Genomic DNA, 16,695 nt, shown 5'->3' on the forward strand with positions numbered 1-16,695 from the left:
TCGACGAGCTCGAGCAGCTCTTCGTCGTCCACCATGTCGCACTTGTTCAGGAACACGATGATGTAAGGCACGCCCACTTGGCGGGCCAGCAGGATGTGTTCGCGGGTCTGGGGCATCGGGCCGTCAGCAGCCGAGCACACCAGGATGGCGCCGTCCATCTGGGCAGCGCCGGTGATCATGTTCTTCACATAGTCGGCGTGGCCGGGGCAGTCCACGTGGGCGTAGTGGCGGTTGGCCGTTTCGTATTCCACGTGTGCGGTGTTGATCGTGATGCCGCGGGCCTTTTCTTCAGGCGCTGCGTCGATCTGGTCGTATGCCTTGGCTTCGCCGCCGAACTTGGCCGACAGCACCGTGGCGATGGCCGCCGTCAGCGTCGTCTTGCCGTGGTCCACGTGGCCGATCGTACCCACGTTGACGTGGGGCTTGGTCCGTTCGAATTTACCTTTTGCCATTTTCAGTTCTCCAAAGAGCAATGCCTGTGTTGTGGTTTAACGTCTGCATCCGGTTGCTGGATCGCCCTGCACAGGCAACGGGGCGGCACCGGATCGCAGACTGCAAAAACTTGCGAAAGAGGGAAAAAGCCGCCAAGGCCTGGAACCAGGCGCCGGCGGCGATCTCTGCGGGTTGCTTACTTCGCGCGGGCAGCCATGATGGCTTCCGACACGTTGCGAGGCGCTTCGCTGTAGTGCTTGAATTCCATCGAGTACGTGGCACGGCCTTGCGTGGCGGAACGCAGCGAGGTCGAGTAGCCGAACATTTCCGACAGCGGCACTTCAGCGCGGATGGCCTTGCCACCGCCTGGGATGTCGTCCATGCCCTGGACCATGCCACGGCGGGAGGACAGGTCACCCATCACGGTACCGGCGTAGTCTTCAGGCGTTTCCACTTCCACGGCCATCATGGGTTCCAGGATGACGGGGCCGGCCTTGCGGCAGCCTTCCTTGAAGCCGAAGATGGCAGCCATCTTGAACGCCAGTTCGTTCGAGTCCACATCGTGGTACGAACCGAAGTGCAGCGTGACCTTGACGTCGACCACAGGGTAGCCAGCCAGCACGCCTTGCGTGACGGCTTCGTTGATGCCCTTTTCCACGGCCGGGATGAATTCGCGAGGAACCACACCGCCCTTGATCGCGTCGACGAACTCGATGCCCTTGCCGGCTTCGTTGGGTTCGATCTTGAGCACGACGTGGCCGTACTGGCCCTTACCGCCGGACTGGCGAACGAACTTGCCTTCGGCTTCTTCCACCGTCTTGCGGATGGTTTCGCGGTAGGCCACCTGTGGCTTGCCGACGTTGGATTCCACGCCGAACTCGCGCTTCATGCGGTCGACGATGATTTCCAGGTGCAGCTCGCCCATGCCGGCGATCAGGGTCTGGCCCGATTCTTCGTCGGTCTTCACGCGGAAGGACGGATCTTCGGCGGCCAGGCGTTGCAGGGCGATGCCCATCTTTTCCTGGTCGGCCTTGGTCTTGGGTTCCACGGCCTGCGTGATCACGGGCTCAGGGAACACCATGCGCTCCAGAATGATCTGGGAGTCGAGGTCGCTCAGCGTTTCGCCGGTCGTCACGTCCTTCAGGCCCACGCAGGCAGCGATGTCGCCGGCGCGGATTTCTTCGACTTCCATGCGCTCGTTGGCGTGCATCTGCACGATACGGCCGATACGTTCCTTCTTGCCCTTGATGGGGTTGTAGACGGTGTCGCCCTTGCTCAGAACGCCCGAGTACACGCGCACGAAGGTCAGCTGGCCCACGAACGGGTCGGTCATCAGCTTGAATGCCAGTGCCGAGAACTTCTCGTTGTCGTCGGCCTTGCGGGTGACGGGGTTTTCTTCTTCATCGGTACCGGTCACGTCAGGAATGTCCGTCGGTGCTGGCAGGTAGTCGATCACGGCGTCCAGCATGCGCTGCACACCCTTGTTCTTGAAGGCCGTGCCGCACAGCATCGGGTGGATTTCCGTGGCGATGGTGCGCGTACGCAGGCCGAACTTGATTTCGGCTTCGGAGAGGTCGCCCTCTTCCAGGTACTTGTTCATCAGGTCTTCAGACGCTTCGGCAGCGGCTTCCACCATCTTTTCACGCCATTCCTTGGCGGATTCCACCAGGTCGGCCGGGATTTCTTCGTAGCTGAACTTCATGCCCTGCGAGGCTTCATCCCACAGGATGGCCTTCATCTTGAGCAGGTCCACCACGCCGGTGAACTTTTCTTCGGCACCGATCGGGATCACCACGGGCACGGGGTTGGCCTTCAGGCGCAGCTTCATCTGCTCGTAGACCTTGAAGAAGTTGGCACCGGTACGGTCCATCTTGTTCACGAAGGCCAGGCGAGGCACCTTGTACTTGTTGGCCTGACGCCACACGGTTTCCGACTGGGGCTGCACGCCACCCACGGCGCAGTACACCATGCAGGCGCCGTCGAGCACGCGCATCGAACGCTCCACTTCGATCGTGAAGTCCACGTGACCGGGGGTGTCGATGATGTTGAAGCGGTGCTCCTCGTAGGAGTTGTCCATGCCCTTCCAGAAGCAGGTCGTGGCAGCCGAGGTGATCGTGATGCCGCGCTCTTGCTCCTGCTCCATCCAGTCCATGGTGGCAGCGCCGTCGTGCACTTCACCAATCTTGTGGCTCACGCCCGTGTAGAACAGGATACGTTCGGTGGTCGTGGTCTTGCCAGCGTCAATGTGGGCCGAGATACCGATATTGCGGTAGCGCTCGATGGGGGTCTTGCGAGCCATGGTGGATCCTTGGATGGGTCGTGTTATTCAGGGGACGGGCCCGCATTGTGGCGCTGCAACCCGTCAATTTTGTGACCACCTCAATCGCCACAAGGCTGCAGGCAAAAATGCCGGCAGCCTTGCGATGGGCGACGAGAGCGGTCGTCGATTTAGAAGCGGAAGTGGCTGAACGCCTTGTTGGCTTCGGCCATGCGGTGCACTTCGTCACGCTTCTTCATGGCGCCGCCACGGCCTTCGGTGGCCTCCAGCAGCTCGTTGGCCAGACGCTGGGCCATCGACTTCTCACCGCGCTTGCGAGCGGCTTCCTTGATCCAGCGCATGGACAGGGCCAGGCGACGGACAGGGCGCACTTCCACGGGCACCTGGTAGTTGGCACCGCCCACGCGGCGGGACTTCACTTCGACCATGGGCTTCACGTTGTTGATGGCAACGGTGAAGGCTTCCAGGGGGTCCTTGTCAGGGTGCTTCTTCTCGATCAGTTCCAGGGCACCGTAGATGATGCGCTCTGCAACTGCCTTCTTGCCGCCTTCCATGATCACGTTCATGAATTTGGACAGCTCTACATTGCCGAACTTGGGATCCGGCAGGATTTCACGTTTGGGGACTTCGCGACGACGTGGCATTTTTCACCTCATATTGCTTCAGTTGGCATCTTTTCAGACACCGCGAGATTCATTCAGAACCCCACTTACTCGACCCACACGGAACAGCTCCGCGCTTGGGGTCACTTCGTTTGACTGCGCCTGCCAGGCGAATCAAACACCGTTGGAGACACAACCGCCAGGGCTTACTTGGCCTTAGGCTTCTTGGCACCGTACTTGGAACGGGCCTGCTTGCGATCCTTCACGCCCTGCAGGTCCAGCGAACCGCGAACGATGTGGTAACGCACACCGGGCAAGTCCTTGACACGACCGCCGCGAACCAGCACCACGCTGTGTTCCTGTAGGTTGTGGCCTTCACCGCCGATGTAGGAAATGACTTCGAAGCCGTTGGTCAGGCGAACCTTGGCGACCTTCCGCAGAGCGGAGTTAGGCTTCTTTGGCGTCGTGGTGTACACACGGGTGCACACACCGCGGCGCTGGGGAGAGTTCTCCATCGCAGGGCTCTTGGACTTGATCTTTTCGACCTCGCGCCCCTGACGGACTAGTTGATTGATGGTTGGCATGAAATACGTCCCTAAACGTAAAAAACGAAAACGTGAAACCCTTCGGAATTTCCGAAAAGCCTTCTAATGTAGCAGCAAGGCCCCGAACGGGCAAGCGCCAAGCGGCTTTTCCCTGGTCCCCAGGGCACAAACATGGCCAGGAGTCGTTGAACACGCGCTGCCAATGCCAGGGCAGCCGTGCAAGGGCCGCCCCGCCGCACCGGCTGCGTCCCCCTTCCCGAATTGCGCAGCAATTCGAGAGAAGGGGTGAAGGCGCGGCAGCGCCTCAGGGGGATGGTGCTGCTACTTTATCCACAGGCGGATCGCATCCCAGGCACGGCCCAGGATGCCGGCCTGCGCCACGCCGTCCAGCGCGACCAGGGGCACGTCGGCCAGCGTCTGCTCGCCCAGCACCACCTTCAGGGAACCCACGGCCTGGCCCTTGGTGAAGGGGGCCACCAGGGGATCGGGGCGCGCGATCTCGGTCTTCATCTTGCCGCCGCTGCCCGAAGGCACGGCCACCACGATGGCCTCGCTGCGGCCGATCTTGAGGGTGCTTTCCGTGCCCTTCCAGACGGCAGGGGTCGCCACGGGCTGGCCCGCATCGAACAGCTTGACCGCGTCAAAGGCGGTGTAGCCCCAGTTCAGCAGCTTCTGGCTTTCATTGGCGCGGGCATTCTCGCTCGCAGCACCCAGCACGATGGACAGCAGGCGGCGCTGACCCACATTGGGGAACTCGCGCTTGGAGGTAGCCACCAGGCAGTAGCCGGCGGCGGCCGTGTGGCCGGTCTTCAGGCCATCGACCGTGGGGTCGCGGAACAGCAGGGAGTTGCGGTTGTTGCCATTGGACGCCGGCGTGCCCGGGTAGCTGTACTGCTTGGTGGCGTAGTAGTGCATGTACTCCGGGAAATCCTTCATGAGTCGGCTGGCCAGCACGCCCAGGTCGCGTGCGGTGGTGGTGTGGCCCGGCTCGGTCAGGCCTTCGGGGTTCTTGTAGGCCGTGTTCTTCATGCCCAGGGCCTTGGCCTGGTCGTTCATGAGCTTGACGAAGTTCTCGGCCGTGCCACCCACCCCTTCGGCCAGCGCCATGGTGGCGTCGTTGCCCGACTGCACGATCATGCCCTTGATCAGGTCGTCCACCGGCACCTGCATCTTGGGGTCGATGAACATGCGCGAGCCAGGCATCTTCCAGGCCAGCACGCTCACCGGCAGCTTCTGGTCGAGGGCGATCTTCTTGGCGCGCAAGGCATCGAACACCAGGTAGCCCGTCATCAGCTTGGTCAGCGACGCCTGCTCCACCGGCGCATCGATGTCCTTGGCGGCCAGCACCTGCCCGGCCGTGATGTCCAGCAGCAGATAGTTGCGCGCAGCGATCTCGGGCGGCTGCGGGGCCTGCACCTGGGCCCACAGGGCGGCAGGCGCGAGCACCGCGGCAAGGACAACGGAGCGCAGCGCGGGCAAAAAGGACTTCATGGAAACGGGCATTCAGGTGAGAAAAGGAAAGAAAACAGCAAAAAGCAGGCAGAAGCAGCGCAATGCAGGCGCGGCGCGCTGGCGGGCCGCAGAGCCTCAGGCCCCGGCCAGCAGATGGCGGGTGACCAAGTTTTTCAAGAGCGGCAATTGTCCGTGAAAGAAATGCCCCCCACCGGGAACGACTGTCACAGGGAGTATCTGGGGGCGCGCCCAGTCCATGACCGCGGCCAGGGGCACGGTGTCGTCCTGCTCGCCATGCACGACCAGGGTGCGCTCGTGCGCCTCGGGCGGCACAGGCGCCACGGTGAAACGGCTGGCTGCCGTGCCCACCAGCACCACGCGCTCGATGGCGCGCACGCCCCACAGGCGGGCCAGCGCATGGCTGGTCACGAAGGCGCCAAAGGAGAAGCCGGCCAGGGCCAGCGGCCCTTCGGGCGCCACCTGGCGCACCACCTCCAGCAGGTCCTCGGCCTCGCCCCGCCCTTCGTCATGGGTGCCGGCGCTGGCGCCCACACCGCGAAAGTTGAAGCGCACCGCCGTCCAGCCGCTGTGCACAAAGGCGCGCGCCAGGGTCTGCACCACCTTGTTGTCCATGGTGCCGCCAAACAGCGGGTGCGGGTGGGCGATGACGGCCACGCCGCGCGGTGCGGCCAGGCCCTCGGGCAGCACGGCGGCGTCGCGCACCGCCTCGACGGTGCCGGCAGCGCCGGCCAGGGTCAGGCGTTCGGTCTGGGAATTCACGGGATTTGCTACCAGGTCAATAGCAGCCTGCGCAGAAGGGGCAAGGCAGGCCGCCTGGGATCAGAAGGGTCGACAGCGCTCTGAATGGAAATCAGCGGCCAAGTTCCGGCGGCGTCAGAAGCCGCTCCACGACCTGGCCATTCTTGAGGTGCGATTCGACGATCTCGTCGATGTCCGCGTTGTCCACAAAGGTGTACCAGACCGCCTCGGGATAGACCACGGCGATGGGCCCGCCCGCGCAGCGGTCCAGGCAGCCGGCCTTGTTCACGCGCACCTTGCCGGCGCCGGACAGGCCCGCGGCCTTGACCTGCGACTTGCAGCGATCGAAGGCTGCCTGGGCACCATGGTGGGCACAGCTGTCCTCGCCATTGGTGCGGTCGTTCAGGCAGAAGAAGATATGGCGCTGGTAATAGCCCGGCTGCGCCGCCGGGGTCGTCGTGGGGGTATCGCTCATACCGCCATTTTAGGAGCGGGCCTGCGCCCGGCCCGCCTCCAGAACCCCTACTCCTGGGTACGACCAAGTTCAGCGCACTAGGTGTCCCGCCGGGCCACACGCACCATCACATAGGCCAGCGCCATATAGGGCCAGAGCCAGCCCAGCCACTGGCCCAGGCCGTAGAAGCGGATAAAGCGCCCCTGCTCCCATGCCTGCAGGGTCTGGGCGAAGTAGGCGCTGGTGGGTGCCTGGTTGAGCAGGCCCAGGTGCCACACCAGCACCAGCAGCAGCAGGGCCGCGCAGGCCCGGCGGGGCACGGCCAGCAGCACCACGGCCAGCGCGAGCGCGCCCCACACGCCCACGCGCGCCGGCAGGCCCATCCATTCCCAGGCATGGGCCGGGCCCCAGCTGAGCGCGGCCGACAGCGCCGTAAGCACCACCCCGGCCACCACCACCGCCAGCGCAAACAGCGCCCGGCGCGCGGCCTGGCGGATCACGCAGTAGCCCAGCAGGCAGGGAATCAGCAGGCCCAGCGTCACGCACAGCAGTTCACCGCCGGGGGACAGCGGATCGAGCGCGGTATCGCGCATGGGCAGCCAGTCCAGGAAAGGCGTATCGGCCAGGATCTCGGCCAGCGCGGCCTCCAGCCGCTCCAGCACCTGTCCCAGGCCAAAGGGAACGGCGGCCGGAAACAGCAGGGCCAGCGGCCACAGCGCCAGCAGCACCAACGCGCCCTGCGCGTCCTGCACGAACCAGCGGTCGCGGAAATCGCTCCAGCGGTCGATGGCGCCCAGGCGCTCCAGCGCTGCCGCCGTGAGCGCCCCCACCAGGGTGCCGGCCGAGTTGAGCGCCAGGTCCATGTTGGAGGGCACGCGCCGGGGCAGGTAGATCTGCAGGAACTCCAGGCCCAGCGAGAGCAGCACACCCGCCACCGTGGCCAGCACCCAGGCGCCCCAGCGCCAACGCATGCGCATCAGGGCCAGTGCCAGCAGAAAGCCCAAAGGCGCATAGCCGACGAAATTGGACGTGACATCGAACCCGGTCCAATACGGCGGTGGCATGTGGGCCACCAGGAACACCCAGGGGTCAATGCCCTGTGCGCGCCAGCCATCGAAAGGGAACAGACTGGCAAAGACGATCAGCGCCGCGTAGATCAGCGCCAGGGGGCCTGCAGAACTTTTGTACACGGGGCTGCGGGCCGCGGGGCTCAAAAGGGCTTGACCACCACCAGCACCACGGCGGCCACGAGCAGCAGCACCGGCACCTCGTTGAACCAGCGGAACCAGCGGTGGCTGCGGCGGCTCGTGCCGTCGGCCAGCTTGCGCAGCAGCACGCTGCAGGCGTGGTGGTAGCCGATCACCAGCACCACCACGGCGAGCTTGGCATGCATCCAGCCATTGCCCGGCCCCCGGCCGATGCCATAGCCCAGCCACAGCCACAGGCCCAGCGCCAGCGCCGGCACCGCCAGCAAGGTCGTGAAGCGCAGCAGCTTGCGCGCCATGAGGACCAGGCGCTCGCGCTCGGCCACCGAACCCGGGGCCACCATGGCCAGGTTCACGAAGATGCGCGGCAGGTAGAACAGGCCGGCGAACCAGCTGGCGATGAAGACGATGTGGAAGGCTTTGACCCAGAGCATGGCGGCAGTTTAAGGGAACGCTGAACCCGTGCCGGCGGCGCGCCGCCAAAGCAGGCAAGGCGCCGGAGGCCGCAAAAAAAAGCCCGGCAAGGGTCTGCCGGGCTTCGAAAGCCCTGCCTGCATTGCGGCAACCCAGGGCCCCGCTCAGGGAGGAAAAGCGGGGGGCAGCAAGCTGCCCGGAATCAATTTAGCACCAGCCTGCGGGGCATACAAGCAGGGTTTGACATCCTCGCCAACAGCCCTGCCGGCGCCCAGGCGGGCGGGCTTGAGGCACAATTTTCCCCATGCACCTCCCAAGCTCCGCCCTCTTCCCGCAGAACCGCCCGCGCCGCCTGCGCCGCGACGCCTTCACCCGCAACCTGGTGCGCGAGCACCGCGTGACACCGCACGACCTGATCTACCCGGTGTTCGTGCACGAGGGCGAGAACCGGCGCGAGGCCGTCACCTCCATGCCCGGTGTGGACCGGCTGAGCCTGGACCTGCTGCTGCCCGTGGCCGAGGACTGCGTGCAGCTGGGCATTCCGGTGCTGGCCCTGTTCCCGGCCATCGACCCATCCCTGAAGACCCCTGACGGCAAGGAAGCGCTCAATCCCGACGGCCTGATCCCGCGCGTGGTGCACGCCCTGAAGAAGGAATTCCCCACCCTGGGCGTGATGACCGATGTGGCACTGGACCCCTACACCAGCCACGGCCAGGACGGCGTGCTCGACGAGACCGGCTACATCGTCAACGACGACACGGTGGAGATCCTCACCGGCCAGGCGCTCACGCACGCCGAGGCGGGCGTGGACATCGTCGCGCCCAGCGACATGATGGACGGGCGCATCGGCGCCATCCGCGAAGCGCTGGAGGTGCAGGGCCACATCCACACGCGCATCATGGCCTACAGCGCCAAGTACGCCAGTGCCTTCTACGGCCCCTTCCGCGATGCGGTGGGTACACGCGGCGCCCTGGGCAAGGCCGACAAGAACGTCTACCAGATGGACCCGGGCAACACCGACGAGGCGCTGCGCGAGGTGGCCCTGGATATCGCCGAAGGCGCCGACATGGTGATGGTCAAGCCCGGCATGCCCTACCTGGACGTGGTGCGCCGCGTCAAGGACGAATTCCGCGTGCCCACCTTCGCCTACCAGGTGAGTGGCGAGTACGCCATGCTCAAGGCGGCCGCCGCCAACGGCTGGCTGGACCACGACGCCGTGATGATGGAAAGCCTGCTGGCCTTCAAGCGCGCTGGCGCCGATGGCGTGCTGACCTATTTCGCGCGCGACGCAGCCCGCCTGCTCCTGGCGCGCTAGCCCGCAGCCCCGCACCGCGCCCATGCGCATCTTCCATATCCAGGGCAGCGGCGTACAGGAGCTGGACGCGCTGCCGGCGCAGCGGCCCGACCAGGGCTACCTGTGGATCGCCTGCGCACGCCCCGCCTTCCAGGCGCAACTGGCCGACGTGCAGGCCGCCCTGCTGCGGCTGACCGGGCTGCAGCTGGTGGACCTGCATGTGTCCGACCTGCTCAACGCCCAGTTGCCCTCGCACTACGACTACACCTCGCAGTACGACCTGCTGGTGTTCCGGCGCCTGGCCACCCTCCCGCCCGAGGACGACGCTGCCGCCACGCTGCAGCCCGCACCCCGGCGCGGCGGCCCGCCGGTGCTGCGGCGCATCGACACCAGCCCCGTGGGCTTTGCCGTGTTCGACCAGGTGCTGCTCACGGTGCACCCCGGCGACTGCAGCGTGCGCGACGCCTATGCCAGCCGCCTGCTCGCGGCCGCCCCGGCGGACCCGCGCGAGGGCCGGGCCAACCCGACGGCATCGGGCACGCGCAAGCCCACCTCGCCCGCCGACCTGATGCTGCGCCTGGTGAACCAGATGGTGGACGGCTACCTGGACCTGCGCCGGGAACTGTCGCGCCAGCTCGACCACTGGCAGACCGAGCTGCTGCGGCCCCGGGCGCGCTACGTCAACTGGAGCTCGCTGCTCGACGCTCGCCTGTCGCTGCATGCCCTGGACGAGATCTGCGAAGACCAGCGCACGGCCGTGCAGGACTGGATCGACGCACTGGAGACCTGGGCCGTGCCCGATTCGCCCACCGGCCTGCGCGACCTGGACCTGCTCAAGGTGCGCAGCCGCGACGTGCTCGAGCACATCGAGCGCGTGGTGCACCATGTGCGGCGCATGGAGCAGAACACCGAGACCGCCGTGCAGATGCATTTCTCGGTGCAGGGCAACCGCACCAACGACATCATGCGCACGCTCACGGCGCTCACGGCCGTGTTCCTGCCGCTGAACCTGATCGCAGGGATCTTTGGCATGAACTTCGAGTTCATCCCGCTGATCCACAAGCAGGACGGCTTCTGGTGGGCCATGGGCTCGATGATCACCATCGCCGTGGTGCTGGTGGCCGTCTTCTGGCGCAAGCGCTACCTGGCCCGCACGGGCACCTGACGGCGGCAGTTGCCCCGCTCAGTTCGTGCCGGCGGCCAGCAGGGCGTCCTTGAGCTGGTTGTCCACCGGCGAGGCGCCCAGCCAGATGCGCAGCACCATGCCGAAGTATTCGGCATCGCCCACGGGCGCGCCCTGGGCCTGGCCCTGGATGTAGAAGGTCGTCCCCTTGCCCGGCACGAACTCCATCGCGAAGGTGTCGCCCGAGGCCAGCTTGGTGCGGCCCGAGAAGATCTCGACCAGGCGGTTGCTCGATGGCGTGTGGCGCCGGATCTGGTCGGGCGTGGCATTGGCCGACAGGCCCTTGATGAAAGACAGGCCCAGGTCCGTGCCCGGGATGTCGCGCTGGGCCACGAACTGCAGGCGCACCGGCCCGCTGGTGGCGGCCAGCACCTCGTCGGCCGTGCGCACCTTTTTGGGCAGGTACAGCGCCATGTCGTAGACCTTGAACACGGCGCGGTAGCGCGTGCCCGCGCCCTGCAGCACCAGGGGCGTGCCCTGCACGTTCTGGGTCGGCTCAAAGGCCGTGGCGGCGATGGAAGGCGCGACGAAACCCAGGCTGGCGGCCGCCAGGGCCAGGGCGCAGGCGCTGCGGGCCACAGGACGGCGGCCGGGGTGAAAGGAAGGGATTGTTGTGTTTTTCAAGGGCTTGTCTCCGCAATGCAGGGCCGGGGGCTGAAGCGATGAATTCCTGGCAGCCCTCGCCCGCGCTGAAATGATAGGCGACGCCGGGCCCGCCCCCACCCGCTATTTGCCCGGTGCCGGCACACCGAACAGGGCGGCACCGTTGCCGAATGCCACCCCTTGCGCCAGCGCGGGCGGCAGGCCGCCGAGCCAGGCACGGTAGCCCTTCATGAGCCCCTCGTAGTGCTGCCAGCGCTGGTTGACCCAGGTGTCCGAGCCGATCACGAAGCGCGTGGGGTACTTGAGCAGCAGCGCGCGCCAGGCCGGGCACAGCTGCTCGTTGTCGCAGACCAGGCCCGGCCGGTAGGAGAGTTCGCCGACCAGGCCCGGGTAGCGCGCCATGAGCGCATCCACCCGCTCCACCGGCGCACCGCCAATGCCCGTGTGCGCCCAGACCAGGCGTAGCTTCTGCCCCTTGGAAGGCGTGTTGGCCATGAGCAGGTCGATGGCGGCATCGTCCACATGGGCCAGCACCACCAGGTCGCGCTGCTCGGCCAGCACCATGAGCTTCTTGGCCACCGGGCCATCGGCGTTGGCGCTGTCGTACAGGTGGAATTCGCCGATGCCCTTGTAGGGCCCCGAGGCCGTGCCCCGGGCGAGCTCGGCCTGCACCATCTCGTAGATGCTCTCGTCGCGGAACCAGTTGCTGTAGTCGTCGCGGTTGCGGTACAGGCGCACAAAGGGCACGACGGCGATGCCGGCGTCGCGCACCTCCTTCGAGGCGGCCAGCGCGAGCGAACCCGTGTTGGGGCGCGAATTGGCCACGATGGCGCGCACGCCCGATGCCTTCATGCGCGCGATCACGTCGGCCGGCGGGTGCGGGCCGTTCTGCCCGTTCCAGGCCTCTTCGTTGTAGTGCAGGTGGGCGTCGAACAGCGGGCCGGTGTAGTCGGCGGCCTGTGCTGCGCCGGCCAGGCAGGCGGCGGCCAGCAGACCGCCCAGCAGCGCAAAGCGTCGTGCCATGGCCTCAGCCCGCCAGGTGCTTGTCAAAGAAAGCCAGCGTGCGGTCGCGCGCGGCCAGGGCCGCGGCCTCGTCGTAGCTGCCGCGCTGGTCGCAGTTGAAGCCATGATCCGCCTCGTAGAGATGCACCTCGACTTCGGGGTGGGCGCGGGCAAAAGCCTGCACGCCATCCACAGGGATGTGCTTGTCGCGCTGGCCAAAGTGCGCCAGCACCGGCACGCGGGGCGTACGGCCGGCCTCGGCCTCGCTGGTCACGCCGCCACCGTAGTAGGGCACGGCAGCCGACAGGCCCTGGAGCAGGCAGGCCGAGCGCCAGGTCAGCAGGCCGCCCCAGCAAAATCCGACAACGCCGACCTTGCGACCGCTGCGCTCACCTGCGTAGTCGATGGCGGCCTGGATATCGGGCAGCACGCCGGGGGCGGGCAGGCCTTCCACGGCCGCCTTGAGCGCGGCGCCGGCAGAGACATCCTCGGCGGTGTAGCCCAGCTCCACACCTGGCTTCACGCGGTGGAAGGTGGCAGGCGCCACGGCCAGGTAGCCGCGCGCGGCCAGGCGGTCGGCGATGGCACGGATGTGCGAATTGACACCGAAGATCTCCTGCAGCACCACCACAGCGCCGCGCGGCGCGGTGTCCGGCTCGGCCACCCAGGCGGGAAAGACGAAGCCATCGGCGGACTTCAGATCGACAAATTGACCCATGCTGCAACTCCTTGAAGACAAAACCAGACAAAGGGGGAAAGAGGGGACGAACCCGGGTCCGCAGGACCCCGAGGAATGCTGTAATGCCCCATTCTTGCAGGAGACGCCGATTTGGACAAAGTTGCATTGATCACTGGGGGCAGCCGGGGCATCGGCGCGGCCACCGCCTTGCTGGCCGCCAGCCAAGGCTGGGCCGTGGCCGTGAACTACCAGGCCAACCAGGCCGCTGCCGAGGCGGTGGTGGCCCAGATCCGTGCCCAGGGCGGCACCGCCATCGCCGTGCAAGGCGATGTGGCCCATGAGGACCAGGTGCTGGCGATGTTTGCCGCCGTGGATGCGCAGCTCGGCCTCCTCACGGCCCTGGTGAACAATGCGGGCGTGGTGGACGTGACCCAGCGCGTGGACGAGATGAGCGTGGCGCGGCTGCGCCGCATGTTCGAGACCAATGTCATCGGCAGCATCGTGTGCGCCCGCGAGGCCGTGCGCCGCATGAGCACGCGCCATGGCGGCGCAGGCGGCTCCATCGTCAATGTCTCCAGCGCCGCGTCGCGCCTGGGCTCAGCCCACCAGTATGTGGACTATGCGGCCAGCAAGGGCGCCATCGACAGCTTCACCCTGGGCCTGGCCCGCGAGGTGGCGGCCGAGGGCATCCGCGTGAACGCTGTGCGCCCAGGCCTGATCGAGACCGACATCCACGCCAGCGGCGGCCTGCCCGACCGCGTGCGCGACCTGTCGCACCAGGTGCCCATGCAGCGCGGCGGCACGGCCGAAGAGGTGGCGCAGGCCATCGTGTGGCTGATGTCGGATGCGTCCCCTTACACCACCATGTCCCTCATCGACGTATCCGGAGGACGCTGATATGGATCTGAAACCACTCATCACGCTGCTGGCCATCGTGAACCCGCTGGCCATCGTGCCCTTCTTCATCCACTATACGCAGGGCTTCTCGGCGGCGCAGCGGCGCGCCACCATCCGCACGGCGGCGCTGGCCTCGTTCTGCGTGATCGCGGCCTGCGCGTTGCTGGGCCTGCAGATCCTGGAGTTCTTCAACATCTCGCTGCAGAGCTTCCAGGTGGGCGGCGGCATGCTGCTCTTGATCAGCGCGATGAACATGCTCAACGCCCAGCCGGCCGAGGCCAAGCCCCTGACCAACGAGCTGGAGGAAGGCGTGGAGAAGGCGGCCGCAGGCTCCAGCATCGCCGTGGTGCCGCTGACCATCCCGCTGCTGACCGGGCCGGCCAGCATGTCCACCGTGGTGATCTATGCCGACCGCGCCCAGACCATCTGGCAACAGGTGGCGCTGGTGGGCTACGGCGTGGTGATCGCGCTGGCCACTGCCCTGTGCTTCTCTCTGGCCGACCCGATCGCCCGCGTGCTGGGCAAGACCGGCATCAATGTGATGACGCGGCTCATGGGCCTGATCCTGGCCGCGCTGGCCGTGGAGGTGATGGCCGACGGCCTGGGCAAACTGTTCCCGGTGCTGGTGGCGCGTTGAGCTTCGCTGCACGCACCACCATGCCGGCCCGCCTGCTGCTGCTGGAAGACGACCCGGCGATTGCGCGCACCGTGGCCTATGCGCTGGAGCGCGAGGGGCTGGCGGTGGCGCACAGCGTGCTGGTGCAGGACGCGCGCGAGCAACTCGCCCGTGCGCCTTTCGACCTGCTGGTGCTGGACGTGGGTTTGCCCGACGGCAGCGGCCTGGACCTGCTGCGCGAGCTGCGCGGCACTCCGGTCACGGCCGCCCTGCCCGTGCTGGTGCTCAGCGCGCACGGCGAGGAGATCGACCGCGTGCTGGGCCTGGAACTGGGCGCCGACGACTACCTGGCCAAGCCCTTCAGCCCGCGCGAGCTGTCGGCCCGTGTGAAGGCCCTGCTGCGCCGCGCCGGTACGCAGGCCGTTGCGCCGCCGGCCACGCGCCCGGCACCACTGTTCCACGACGACGAAGCCGGCCAGCGCATCAGCCTGCGCGGCCAGCCGCTCGCACTGACGCGGCGCGAATACCGGCTGCTGGCCTGTCTGCTGCGCGGCGCAGGCCGCATCCATTCGCGCGACGCGCTGCTCAATGCCGCCTGGGGCGATGACAGCGAGAGCACCGACCGCACGGTGGACACGCACATCAAGACGCTGCGCGCCAAGCTGCGCGCGGTCGATGCAGCGAGGGAATACATCAGCACGCACCGCGGCATGGGCTACTCCATCGATTTTTGATCCTCGGACTCAGCGCCCTCTACGCAGCCCATGCAGCCGCCTCTTTGACATGAAATACCTCCGACATGGCTTCAAAGCCCTGGGTTGGCTGGCGTTGGGCCTGGGGACAGTGGCAGTCCTCGTCCTTGCAGCACTGACGGCAGCCAACTGGCGGGATGCACCCTTGAGCGAAGTTGCCCAGCAGGCCTTGATCTACGCCCCGCCCACCGAGCAGGCGCTGGATGGCAATGGCTATCTCATCCTCATGGGGCTGGATGCGCCTGCACCTGTCCAAGGCGACGCAACTGCCGCCGCCGTTGCTATGGGCCGCCAGCGCTTGGCACGAGAAATCGAGCGCAGGCAATGGGTCGATGCACACGGGAACACCACGGAAGGCATGCCGCTGTCCATTCCTTTCGGGCACAATGACGACAGGGTGTTTCCAGCGCGGCTGCGCTGTCCCGCAAGCGAAGCGGATTGCTTTCGCTGGTACCGTAGCCATGGGGCGGAAATCCAGGCATTGGGACACGCGAATCAAGTGCTGCTACAACGCTTGGCTGCTGCGGCCAACTCACCGCAGTTCAAGAATCCGGCGCCGTTCTACTTGCTCGCCGAATTCCCACCCTTTTCCCTCCTGGTGCGGGCCCATGAACTCTCACTCGCTCAGGCATCACTGCAATGGGAGCAAGGACAAGCACAGAAGGCCATGGACATCACCCGCCAGGCAGCCCAACTGCGCACCCGTTTGGCCAGCGGCTCTGACAGCCTGATTGCATCCATGATCGCACTCGCCATGCAGCATCGTGAACTGCGCTGGCTCAGCGACGCAAGCACAGACGCAAAACAGGCGGCCCTTGCAGAGGCGTCCAAAGACATCGCAGAGCAACTCTCTACACCACCAGAGCCGCTGCTGAAAGCACTGGAAGGTGAAAAGCAATTCACGGCCAGCACGCTCTCCACACTGAAGGACGCCAGTCTTTACGCCACGCTCGATGAAGGAACCGCATGGTGGCAACACCTGCTGGACCACGGCCGAGGCCTGGTGTATCTGCCCAACGAAACGCTTAACGAGTCCATCGAAAACCTGCAGCAGCTTCAGGTTATCAGCGGCTTGCCCGCGCACCGGATCGAGGCGGCATTTTCCGAAACCAGGCAGCAACGGGACGAAACCGGTGCCTGTGCGCCCTGGAAAAGGTTGCGCAATATCGCAGGCCATTGCCTAGCCTCCCTGGGAACATCCAGCTACCAAAGGTATGTGCAACGGGTTGCTGATATGGATGGCTATCGCCGTCTCGTTCTCCTGCAGCACCATGCGGCCATGCAGCGGATCGCCAAGCCAGACATGCCGGCCTGGCTGGCACAGTCGCCGCCAGAACTGCGCCACCCCTACACCTTGCAACCCATGCAATGGGATGCTGCCTCCAGCAGTCTGATCTTTGCAGGCCGCGAGCATCAGAACCAGAATCCCGACAAGTCCCCGATCTACCGTATCCGCCTGCGTGATTGATGGCCTGGTCCGACAGGTCCCACTGCCGGATGGCCTGCAAGCGCTGGCAACCACTGTTCT

18 protein-coding genes are annotated in these 16,695 nt (G+C 66.1%); 6 read left to right on the plus strand and 12 right to left on the minus strand.

Annotated features, from left to right (window positions below; all coding sequences use genetic code 11):
- The 9 genes from AC3WOH_RS18505 to AC3WOH_RS18545 form a co-directional block, all read right to left on the minus strand.
- A partial coding sequence (locus AC3WOH_RS18505) for a GTP-binding protein (protein ID WP_492230783.1) occupies nt 1-452 on the minus strand: 452 nt, incomplete at its 3' end.
- A gap of 176 nt (nt 453-628) precedes the next feature.
- The gene (gene fusA, locus AC3WOH_RS18510) at nt 629-2,731 is read right to left on the minus strand and encodes an elongation factor G (RefSeq protein WP_492230784.1); all 2,103 of its coding nucleotides are present in this window, start codon (nt 2,729-2,731) and stop codon (nt 629-631) included.
- 149 nt (nt 2,732-2,880) lie between these two features.
- On the minus strand, nt 2,881-3,354 hold the full coding sequence (gene rpsG / locus AC3WOH_RS18515) for a 30S ribosomal protein S7 (protein ID WP_005798541.1): 474 nt from the start codon (nt 3,352-3,354) through the stop codon (nt 2,881-2,883).
- A gap of 164 nt (nt 3,355-3,518) precedes the next feature.
- A complete protein-coding gene (gene rpsL, locus AC3WOH_RS18520) occupies nt 3,519-3,896 on the minus strand; it encodes a 30S ribosomal protein S12 (RefSeq protein ID WP_010104110.1) in 378 nt (125 codons plus the stop codon).
- Nucleotides 3,897-4,178: 282 nt separating this feature from the next.
- Nucleotides 4,179-5,348, minus strand: coding sequence for a D-alanyl-D-alanine carboxypeptidase family protein (locus tag AC3WOH_RS18525; protein WP_492230785.1), 1,170 nt, complete (start codon nt 5,346-5,348; stop codon nt 4,179-4,181).
- A gap of 96 nt (nt 5,349-5,444) precedes the next feature.
- On the minus strand, nt 5,445-6,089 hold the full coding sequence (locus AC3WOH_RS18530; protein WP_492230786.1) for an alpha/beta hydrolase: 645 nt from the start codon (nt 6,087-6,089) through the stop codon (nt 5,445-5,447).
- A 91-nt stretch (nt 6,090-6,180) separates the two neighbouring features.
- Nucleotides 6,181-6,543 carry a (2Fe-2S) ferredoxin domain-containing protein gene (locus tag AC3WOH_RS18535; protein ID WP_409960836.1) on the minus strand — a complete coding sequence of 121 codons (363 nt, stop codon included), beginning with the start codon at nt 6,541-6,543 and terminating at the stop codon, nt 6,181-6,183.
- 77 nt (nt 6,544-6,620) lie between these two features.
- Nucleotides 6,621-7,712, minus strand: coding sequence for a VanZ family protein (locus tag AC3WOH_RS18540; RefSeq protein ID WP_492230787.1), 1,092 nt, complete (start codon nt 7,710-7,712; stop codon nt 6,621-6,623).
- Nucleotides 7,713-7,732: 20 nt separating this feature from the next.
- Complete coding sequence (locus AC3WOH_RS18545) at nt 7,733-8,161, minus strand: CopD family protein (protein ID WP_492230788.1); 429 nt, start codon at nt 8,159-8,161, stop codon at nt 7,733-7,735.
- A gap of 284 nt (nt 8,162-8,445) precedes the next feature.
- Between AC3WOH_RS18545 and hemB the strand changes: the two genes are divergently transcribed.
- Nucleotides 8,446-9,456 carry a porphobilinogen synthase gene (hemB, locus tag AC3WOH_RS18550; RefSeq protein ID WP_492230789.1) on the plus strand — a complete coding sequence of 337 codons (1,011 nt, stop codon included), beginning with the start codon at nt 8,446-8,448 and terminating at the stop codon, nt 9,454-9,456.
- Between the two features lie 22 nt (nt 9,457-9,478).
- Nucleotides 9,479-10,600: a magnesium transporter CorA family protein gene (locus AC3WOH_RS18555; RefSeq protein WP_492230790.1), complete on the plus strand. Its 1,122-nt coding sequence runs from the start codon at nt 9,479-9,481 to the stop codon at nt 10,598-10,600.
- An 18-nt stretch (nt 10,601-10,618) separates the two neighbouring features.
- On the opposite strand, the gene AC3WOH_RS18560 is transcribed toward AC3WOH_RS18555, so the two are convergent.
- The 3 genes from AC3WOH_RS18560 to AC3WOH_RS18570 form a co-directional block, all read right to left on the minus strand.
- Nucleotides 10,619-11,242 (minus strand): chalcone isomerase family protein, encoded by a 624-nt coding sequence (locus tag AC3WOH_RS18560; protein ID WP_492230791.1) that lies wholly within the window; start codon nt 11,240-11,242, stop codon nt 10,619-10,621.
- 102 nt (nt 11,243-11,344) lie between these two features.
- Complete coding sequence (locus tag AC3WOH_RS18565) at nt 11,345-12,244, minus strand: amidohydrolase family protein (RefSeq protein ID WP_492230792.1); 900 nt, start codon at nt 12,242-12,244, stop codon at nt 11,345-11,347.
- Nucleotides 12,245-12,248: 4 nt separating this feature from the next.
- Nucleotides 12,249-12,941, minus strand: coding sequence for a dienelactone hydrolase family protein (locus AC3WOH_RS18570; protein ID WP_492230793.1), 693 nt, complete (start codon nt 12,939-12,941; stop codon nt 12,249-12,251).
- Between the two features lie 111 nt (nt 12,942-13,052).
- On the opposite strand from AC3WOH_RS18570, the gene AC3WOH_RS18575 reads away from it, so the two are divergent.
- The 4 genes from AC3WOH_RS18575 to AC3WOH_RS18590 are packed head-to-tail and all read left to right on the plus strand — an operon-like array spanning nt 13,053 to nt 16,635.
- Nucleotides 13,053-13,799: an SDR family oxidoreductase gene (locus tag AC3WOH_RS18575; protein ID WP_492230794.1), complete on the plus strand. Its 747-nt coding sequence runs from the start codon at nt 13,053-13,055 to the stop codon at nt 13,797-13,799.
- A gap of 1 nt (nt 13,800) precedes the next feature.
- Nucleotides 13,801-14,436, plus strand: coding sequence for a MarC family protein (locus tag AC3WOH_RS18580; protein WP_184854825.1), 636 nt, complete (start codon nt 13,801-13,803; stop codon nt 14,434-14,436).
- A 20-nt stretch (nt 14,437-14,456) separates the two neighbouring features.
- Nucleotides 14,457-15,149, plus strand: a complete 693-nt coding sequence (gene creB, locus AC3WOH_RS18585) for a two-component system response regulator CreB (protein WP_492230795.1) — start codon at nt 14,457-14,459, stop codon at nt 15,147-15,149.
- A 49-nt stretch (nt 15,150-15,198) separates the two neighbouring features.
- Complete coding sequence (locus tag AC3WOH_RS18590) at nt 15,199-16,635, plus strand: hypothetical protein (RefSeq protein ID WP_492230796.1); 1,437 nt, start codon at nt 15,199-15,201, stop codon at nt 16,633-16,635.
- Nucleotides 16,636-16,695 lie beyond the last annotated feature (60 nt).

It is taken from the genome of Acidovorax sp. FW305-C-20-28, from assembly GCF_058783375.1.